Annotated in this window: 5 protein-coding genes; 4 read left to right on the forward strand and 1 reads right to left on the reverse strand. The window is 67.6% G+C overall.

Annotated features, from left to right (window positions below; all coding sequences use genetic code 11):
* Positions 1 to 279: 279 nt before the first annotated feature.
* Positions 280 to 1,263 (reverse strand): 2-dehydropantoate 2-reductase, encoded by a 984-nt coding sequence (locus tag VH969_RS31170; RefSeq protein ID WP_331980834.1) that lies wholly within the window; start codon positions 1,261 to 1,263, stop codon positions 280 to 282.
* Positions 1,264 to 1,553: 290 nt separating this feature from the next.
* Between VH969_RS31170 and VH969_RS31175 the strand changes: the two genes are divergently transcribed.
* The 4 genes from VH969_RS31175 to VH969_RS31190 all read left to right on the forward strand — a co-directional run bounded on the left by VH969_RS31175 (position 1,554) and on the right by VH969_RS31190 (position 8,453).
* The gene (locus VH969_RS31175) at positions 1,554 to 3,299 is read left to right on the forward strand and encodes a thiamine pyrophosphate-binding protein (RefSeq protein ID WP_331980836.1); all 1,746 of its coding nucleotides are present in this window, start codon (positions 1,554 to 1,556) and stop codon (positions 3,297 to 3,299) included.
* Between the two features lie 76 nt (positions 3,300 to 3,375).
* Positions 3,376 to 4,602, forward strand: coding sequence for a formyl-CoA transferase (frc, locus tag VH969_RS31180; RefSeq protein WP_331980838.1), 1,227 nt, complete (start codon positions 3,376 to 3,378; stop codon positions 4,600 to 4,602).
* Between the two features lie 4 nt (positions 4,603 to 4,606).
* Positions 4,607 to 6,757, forward strand: a complete 2,151-nt coding sequence (locus VH969_RS31185; RefSeq protein WP_331980840.1) for an acetate--CoA ligase family protein — start codon at positions 4,607 to 4,609, stop codon at positions 6,755 to 6,757.
* Positions 6,758 to 7,043: 286 nt separating this feature from the next.
* Positions 7,044 to 8,453, forward strand: a complete 1,410-nt coding sequence (locus VH969_RS31190; protein WP_331980842.1) for an Nramp family divalent metal transporter — start codon at positions 7,044 to 7,046, stop codon at positions 8,451 to 8,453.
* Positions 8,454 to 8,531 lie beyond the last annotated feature (78 nt).

Raw genomic sequence — 8,531 nt, forward strand, 5'->3', positions numbered from 1 at the left:
CTTAGGGAGCAGTCCGCGTTGCGTTCAAGAGCTGAATGCGCCACCGAAGGCGCACTGTGAGTCACACAGGCGTCGAAGCCGATCAACGATGTCGCGGAGCCAAGATCGACAATGTGTCGACGAACTGCCGCCGCGGGTGCGCCGGATCGGCCGAGTCCTGCTTTCGGCGACGGCATCGCGGTACCGGTCGCGTTGCGCACAAAGTTGCGTACAAAGACGCGCCCCCGACGGTGGAGCACCGAAGGAGGCGCGCCGGACAGGAGGTGCGACCGGTCTGGGTCAGCCCGGAACCGGGGCGGCGACCTGTTCGTTGAGCAGGTCCGCCAGTGCGCTCACCACGCGCAACGTGGGCGCCGAGGCGCCGGTGAGGTCCGCCAGCTCCACGACCGCCTTCAGGATCACGTCCAGCTCCAGCGGGCGGCCGCGCTCCAGGTCCTGGAGCGTGGAGGTCTTGTGCTCGCCCGCGCGCTCGGCGCCCGCCAGGCGGCGTGCGATGGAGATCTCCGGGTGCGCGCCCAGACGGGTGGCCACGTCGAGGGTCTCCGTCATCATCTGCACCACGAGCTCACGGGTGTCGATGTGCCGGCAGATGCCGGCCATCGTGGCGCGGGTCAGGGCGCTGATCGGGTTGAACGCGATGTTGCCCATCAGCTTGAGCCAGATGTCCCTGCGCAGGTCGGGCTCTACCGGACACTTCAGGCCACCGGCGATCATGGCGTCCGAAAACGTGGTGCAGCGCTGTGAGATCTCACCGGTCGGCTCGCCGATGGAGAACCGGGTGCCCTCCAGATGGCGGATCACGCCGGGGGAGGCGATCTCGGTGGCCGCGTAGACCACGCAGCCGATCGCGCGCTCCACCGGGAGCGCGGCGCTCACGCTGCCGTCCGGGTCGACGGCGTCGATGCGGCGCCCGGCGTACTCGCCGTCGACGCCGTGGAAGTACCACCAGGGGATGCCGTTCTGCGCGGCGATGATCGTCGTCTCGTCGTGCAGCAGTGGCTTGACCATCGGGCCCGCGTCCGCGTAGCGGTTGGCCTTCAGGCCCAGGAACACGTGGTCGACCGGGCCCACCTCGGCGGGATTGTTGGTCGCGTGTGGACGGGCGGTGAAGTCTCCGCGCGGGCTCTCGACTCGCACCCCCGACTCGCGGATCTTCTTCAGGTGGGGACCTCGGGCGATCAGGTGCACCTCGACTCCGCCGCGGTGCAGTGCCGCACCGACGTACGCGCCGATGGCGCCGGCCCCAAGAACAGCAACTTTCACCGGCAAGCTCCGTTCTTGCATGCAAATGGTATGCAGCATACAGTATGAGATGTTCTGCGAGACGGAAAGTGGTGAGCATGCATTCGGCCCTGCGCAGGGGAGTGTCCGAAGCAGACGCGACAGCGGACCCGAGGACGGGCTGGAAGCAGGCGGCCGGCGGTCAGGCGATAGCCGCGACCAGCGCCGACGAGAAAACGTAGACCAGGACGCCGGCCGTCATTAGAGTCATACGGTATGCAGTATGCGCCACCACGAATTACCCTGATGGACACGAGGAGATGACCAGGCAGATGGCTTCATCGGTCGAGACAGGTCCGATCGGCGCGCCGGACAGCGCCAAATCGGTCGCGGCACCAGCCGAGAACCAACCCGAGCTGATCTCCGGTGGGCACCTGGTGGCGAAGGCGCTGAAAGCCGAGGGCGTGGACGTGATCTTCACGCTGTGCGGCGGACACATCATCGACATCTACGACGGCTGCGTCGACGAAGGCATCGACGTGATCGACGTACGCCACGAGCAGGTCGCCGCCCACGCGGCCGACGGCTACGCGCGCATCACGGGCAAGCCCGGCTGCGCGGTCGTCACCGCCGGCCCCGGCACCACCGACGCGGTGACCGGCGTGGCCAACGCCCTGCGCGCGGAGAGCCCCATGCTGCTGATCGGCGGCCAGGGTGCGCTCTCCCAGCACAAGATGGGCTCGCTGCAAGACCTCCCGCACGTCGACATGATGAGCCCGATCACCAAGTTCGCCGCGACGGTGCCGCACACCGAGCGCGTCGCGGATCTGGTGTCGATGGCCTTCCGCGAGTGCTACCTCGGTGCCCCCGGCCCCGCGTTCCTGGAGATCCCGCGCGACATCCTCGACGCGAAGGTCCCCGTGGAGAAGGCCCGCATCCCGAAGGCGGGCGCCTACCGCGCGTCCACGAGGAGCGCGGGCGACCCGGCCGCCATCGAGCGGCTCGCCGACCTCGTGGTCAACGCGGAGAAGCCGTGCGTGCTGCTCGGCAGCCAGGTGTGGACCACCCGCGGCACCGACGCGGCCGTCGAGTTCGTCCGGACGCTCAACGTGCCGGCCTTCATGAACGGCTCGGGCCGCGGCACGCTGCCGCCGAAGGACCCGCACCACCTGCAGCTCGCCCGCCGCTACGCCTTCCAGAACGCCGACCTGATCATCATCGTCGGCACGCCGTTCGACTTCCGGATGGGCTACGGCAAGCGGCTCTCCCAGGATGCCACCGTGGTACAGGTCGACCTCGACTACCGCACGGTCGGCAAGAACCGCGACATCGACCTCGGCATCGTGGGCGACGCCGGCGCCGTGCTCGCCGCGGTCACCCAGGCCGCGTCCGGCCGGGTGGACAACGGCTCAGTGGCCCGCAAGGCGTGGCTCGAGGAGCTGCGCGCGGTGGAGACGCAGGCCTACGAGAAGCGGCTGCCGCGCCAGCACTCGGACGCCTCGCCGATCGACCCGTACCGGCTGGTGCACGAGATCAACGAGTTCCTCACCGAGGACTCCATCTACATCGGGGACGGCGGTGACATCGTCACGTTCTCCGGCCAGGTCGTGCAGCCCAAGTCGCCCGGCCACTGGATGGATCCCGGTCCACTTGGGACACTCGGCGTCGGCGTGCCGTTCGTGCTGGCGGCGAAGTACGCGCGGCCGGACAAGGAGATCGTCGCCCTGTTCGGGGACGGCGCGTTCTCCCTGACGGGCTTCGACTTCGAGACGCTGGTCCGGTTCAACCTGCCGTTCGTCGGCATCGTCGGCAACAACTCGTCGATGAACCAGATCCGTTACGGCCAGATCCAGAAGTACGGTGCGGACCGCGGCCGGGTCGGCAACACGCTCGGGGACGTGCGCTACGACGAGTTCGCGCGGATGCTCGGCGGCTACGGCGAGGAGGTCCGCGATCCCAAGGACATCCGCCCGGCACTGGAGCGGGCGCGCGAGAGCGGCCTGCCGTCGTTGATCAACGTCTGGGTCGATCCCGAGGTCTACGCGCCCGGGACCATGAACCAGACCATGTACAAGTGAGGTCGGTTCGAACCCCACATAGCAGCCGATGACCAGAAGCAGACCTGTTTTGAATCGACCTCAGGAGGGGCACGTCATGGGAAAGGCACTCGAAGGCGTCCGGGTCCTCGACATGACCCACGTCCAATCCGGACCGTCGTGCACGCAGATCCTCGCCTGGATGGGCGCGGACGTGGTGAAGCTCGAGGCCCCGACGGGGGACATCACCCGCAAGCAGCTCCGCGACCTGCCCGATGTGGACAGCCTGTACTTCACGATGCTGAACTGCAACAAGCGCAGCATCACGCTGAACATGAAGTCGGAGAAGGGCAAGGAGCTCTTCACCGAGATGGTGAAGAAGTTCGACATCCTCGCGGAGAACTTCGGCCCGGGCGCGGTGGATCGCATGGGGTTCTCTTGGGACAGGCTCCAGGAGATCAACCCGCGGCTGATCTACGCGTCCATCAAGGGCTTCGGCGACGGCCCCTACACCCACTTCAAGGCATACGAGGTGGTCGCGCAGGCGATGGGCGGCTCGATGTCCACCACCGGCATGGAGGACGGCCCGCCGCTCGCGACGGGCGCGCAGATCGGTGACTCCGGCACCGGCATCCACACCGTGGCCGGCATCCTCGCCGCGCTCTACCAGCGCGAGCGCAGCGGCCGCGGCCAGCGGGTGACGGTCGCCATGCAGCACGCCGTGCTCAACCTGTGCCGGGTGAAGCTGCGCGACCAGCAGCGGCTCACGCACGGCCCGCTCGGCGAGTACCCGAACAGGGAGTTCGGCGACACCGTGCCGCGGTCGGGCAACGCGTCCGGCGGCGGCCAGCCCGGCTGGGCGGTCAAGTGCGCGCCCGGCGGCCCGAACGACTACATCTACGTGATCGTCCAGCCGGTGGGCTGGGAGCCGATCGCGAAGCTGATCGGCCGCCCCGAGCTCGTGGACGACCCGGAATGGGCCACGCCGGAGGCGCGGCTGTCCAAACTGGACAAGATGTTCCAGATGATCGAGGACTGGTCGATCGAACACAACAAGTGGGAGGTGCTCGCGAAGCTCAACGCGCACAACATCCCCTGCGGTCCGATCCTGTCCACCAAGGAGATCATCGAGGACACCTCGCTGGTGGAGAACGAGATCGTCGTCAAGGTGGACCACCCGCAGCGTGGCGAGTTCGCGACGGTCGGCATGCCGATCAAGCTGTCCGACTCGCCCGCCGAGGTGCGCCGCTCGCCGCTTCTGGGCGAGCACAACCACGACATCTACGGCGAGTTCGGCCTCGGCGACGACGAGCTGGCCGAGCTCAAGGCGAATGGAGTGATCTGAGGTCATGGCCGAGGTAGACAAGAGCGCCGTCCGCGAGGTCCTGGACAAGGTCCGGGCCGAAGGCCGGGACTCGCTCACCGCGCCGGAAGGCAAGCGGGTCTGCGACGCGTACGGGATCCCCACCCCACGTGAGGGTCTCGCGACGACGGCCGACGAGGCGGCCCGGATCGCCGAGGAGATCGGCAAGCCGGTCGCCTGCAAGATCGTCTCGCCGGACATCCTGCACAAGACCGAGGCGGGCGGTGTGATCGTCGGTGTGTCCGGCGGGGACGCCGCCCGCACGGCGTTCGACGAGATCGTGGCGAACGCCAAGCGGTACTCCGAGTCCGCGAGCATCGCCGGCGTCCAGGTGCAGGAGATGGTGGCGGGCGGCCAGGAAGTCATCGTCGGCGCCACGACCGACGGCACGTTCGGCAAGGTCGTCGCGTTCGGCCTCGGCGGCGTGCTCGTCGAGGTGCTCAAGGACGTGACGTTCCGGCTCGCGCCGCTCGACGACGCCGAGGCGCGCTCGATGGTGACCGGCATCAAGGCGGCCGAGGTGCTCCAGGGCGCTCGCGGCGCGGAGCCGGTCGACCTGGACGCGCTCGCCGGCGTGATCGCGAAGGTCTCGCGGCTGGTCACCGACTTCCCGGAGATCAGCGAGTTCGACCTCAACCCGGTGTTCGCCTCGGCGGCCGGGGCGACCGCGGCCGACGTGCGGATCCTGCTGGAGACCGAGGCGCGCGCGGAGAAGGTCCAGTACAGCCAGGACGAGATCCTGCGCGTGATGGACCGGCTGATGAACCCGCGGTCGGTGGCCGTCATCGGCGCGTCCGAGCAGGCGGGCAAGATCGGCAACTCCGTGATGAAGAACCTGATCAACGGCGGCTACGCGGGGGAGATCTACCCGATCAACCCCAAGGCCGACACCATCATGGAGCGCAAGGCGTACAAGTCGGTCGGCGACGTGCCGGGCGACGTGGACGTCGCGGTGTTCGCCGTGCCGGCGAAGTTCGTACCGGCGTCGCTCACCGAGTGCGGTGAGAAGGGCGTCGCGGCCGCGGTGATGATCCCGTCCGGGTTCGCCGAGACCGGCAACCAGGAGTTGCAGGACGAGATCGTCGGCATCGCGAACCGCTACGGCATCCGGATGCTCGGCCCGAACATCTACGGCTACTACTACACGCCGCAGAACCTGTGCGCGACGTTCTGCACGCCGTACGACGTGAAGGGCGGGGTGGCGCTCACCTCGCAGTCGGGCGGCATCGGCATGGCGATCCTGGGCTTCGCCCGGACGACGAAGATGGGTGTCTCGGCCATCGTCGGGCTCGGCAACAAGTCTGATGTGGACGAGGACGACCTGCTCACGTTCTTCGAGCAGGACGACAACACCCAGTGTGTGGCCATGCACCTGGAAGACCTCAAGGACGGCCGGGCGTTCGTGGAGACCGCCCAGCGGATGACGAAGAAGAAGCCGGTCGTGGTCCTCAAGGCGGGTCGCACCGCCATGGGCGCGCGGGCCGCGAGCTCGCACACGGGCGCGCTGGCCGGCGACGACAAGGTCTACGACGACATCCTAAGGCAGGCCGGCGTGGTCCGTGCCCCCGGGCTCAACGAGATGCTCGAGTTCGCGCGCGGCCTGCCGCTGCTCCCCACGCCGAAGGGCGAGAACGTCGTCATCATCACCGGTGCCGGCGGCTCCGGTGTGCTGCTGTCGGACGCGTGCGTCGCGGAGGGACTGTCCCTGATGGACATCCCGCCGGATCTCGACGAGGCGTTCCGCAAGTTCATCCCGCCGTTCGGCGCGGCGGGCAACCCCATCGACATCACCGGTGGCGAGCCACCGTCGACGTACGAGGCGACCATCCGCCTTGGCCTCGAGGACCCGCGCATCCACGCGCTGATCCTGGGCTACTGGCACACGATCGTCACGCCGCCGATGGTGTTCGCCGAGCTCACCGCGAAGGTCCTCGCCGAGGCGCGGGCCAAGGGGATCGACAAGCCGGTGGTGGCCTCGCTGGCGGGCGACACGGAGGTCGAGCAGGCGAGCGAGTACCTGTTCGAGCATCGCGTGATCGCCTACCCCTACACCACCGAGAAGCCGGTCGCGGTCCTCGGTGCCAAGTACCGGTGGGCGCGGGCCGCCGGCTTGATCGGCGAGGGCAGGCCGGAATGAGCCGGCTCGCGAGGTCCGTGTGGCACCTGGCCGGTGCCGGTGGCCTCTCGCGTCGTCCTCGATCCGGCTGACGGCCGCCGACCAAAACAAGAGGGAAGCAGTACCGGGTGGCCGCCAGGACGGGAACGGCGGTCACCAGCAGGGGTCGACAGGCAGGCGGAATTCGAACACTGGAGGTCCAATGGTGGATTCTCACAATCCCCGCGCCGCGGGCAGTGCCGAGGTGAACAACCCGAGCACTGTCGCGGGCGAGGAACGGGTATGGCGAGCCGGAAAGCTCGAACCGATGCCCATTCGCCCGCTACCGGACGCGCCCCCGTCCATTCACCTGCTGGGTCCGACGGTCTTCCTGCTCGCGCTCGGCGTGGGCATGGGCGAGTCGTACATGTGGCCACGGCTGGTGCTGGTCTTCGGCCCGGAGATCCGGTGGTTGTTCCTGATCGGCGTCACCTTGCAGGCCGTGGTGATGCTCGAGATGGCGCGCTACGCGATGGCCACCGGGGAGAGCATCTTCACCGGTGCGGCACGCGTGTTCAAGCCGATCATGTGGTTCTTCTTCGTCACGGCCATCCTGGTCTACATGTGGCCCGGCCACCTGTCGGCCGGCATGTCCGCGTTCGAACAGCTGACCGGCATACCATGGGTGGTCTCGGCGATCGTGGTGCTGGTCCTGGTCGGGATCCTGTTCAGCCTGGCCAGCGTCATCTACGACGTCGTGGAGAATATTCTCGGGTTCCTGATCGGCATCCTGGTGATCGGCACCACGATCATCGCCTCGATCGCGGGCAGCTGGGCCGACCTCGGCTCCACGCTCGCCGGGATGTTCGCGTTCGGGTACTTCCCGAAGGACATGATGTCCGCGGAGTGGTTCCCGATCGTGGTCGGTTCGATCGCGTTCGCCGGGCCGTCCGGCATGCAGCAGATGTGGTACACGCTCCACCTGCGTGAGTCCGGCGCCGGCATGGGCGCGCACGTCCCGAAGATCCGCGGCCTGCGTACCGCGGGCGAGCAGGAGAAGATCCCCGCGCATGGGTTCATGTTCGACACGTCGGACCCCGCCGAGATGGCGAAGTGGCGCGGCTGGCGCAAGTGGATAACCTTCGATGCCTTCCTGCTGTTCTGGGGCATCACGATGCTGGTCACGATCTCGTTCACGGTGCTGGCCCAGTCCGCGGCGCGGGAGAACCCGAACGTCAAGGACGTCATCGAGAACGGCGAGCGGTCGGCGGCGTTGCAGGCGATGTCCGACTCGTTCGCCTCGGTCGGCGGTTCGGTGCTCGGCGGGTTGTTCTTCGGGTTCATCGCGCTGATCGGCGTGAACGCCACCCTCGGGTTGTTCGACTCGTTCTCGCGTGGTCAGTCCGACATGACCTACTTCCACTTCCCAGGTGCGAAGCGGTTCAAGATGTCCCACCTGTACGCGGGGTTCCTCTGGGGTGTCATCACGTTCGGCATCCTGATCCTGCTGTTCGGCCCGGCCGACGGACCGGAGGGCATTCTCGACATCCTCGCGTTCCTGTCCACGTTCGCCATGGGTGCCTACTGCATCGTGTTGTTGCTGGTGAACAACCGGATGTTGCCGAAACCGATCCGGCCGAAGTGGTGGTCCAACGTGATCATCGGGTTTGGTGCGGTGTTCTACCTGGGCATGCTCTTCTACAGCATGTTCCGGTTCGGCGTCGTGGACCTCGGTTAGGAGATGGAAGCGATGCGCCGTCTGTTCCTGTTGACCCTGCCGGGTCTGGCAGTCGGATTCATCGCCGGCGTGCTCGCC

It is taken from the genome of Actinophytocola sp. (assembly GCF_036555685.1).
GTDB lineage: Bacteria > Actinomycetota > Actinomycetes > Mycobacteriales > Pseudonocardiaceae > Actinophytocola.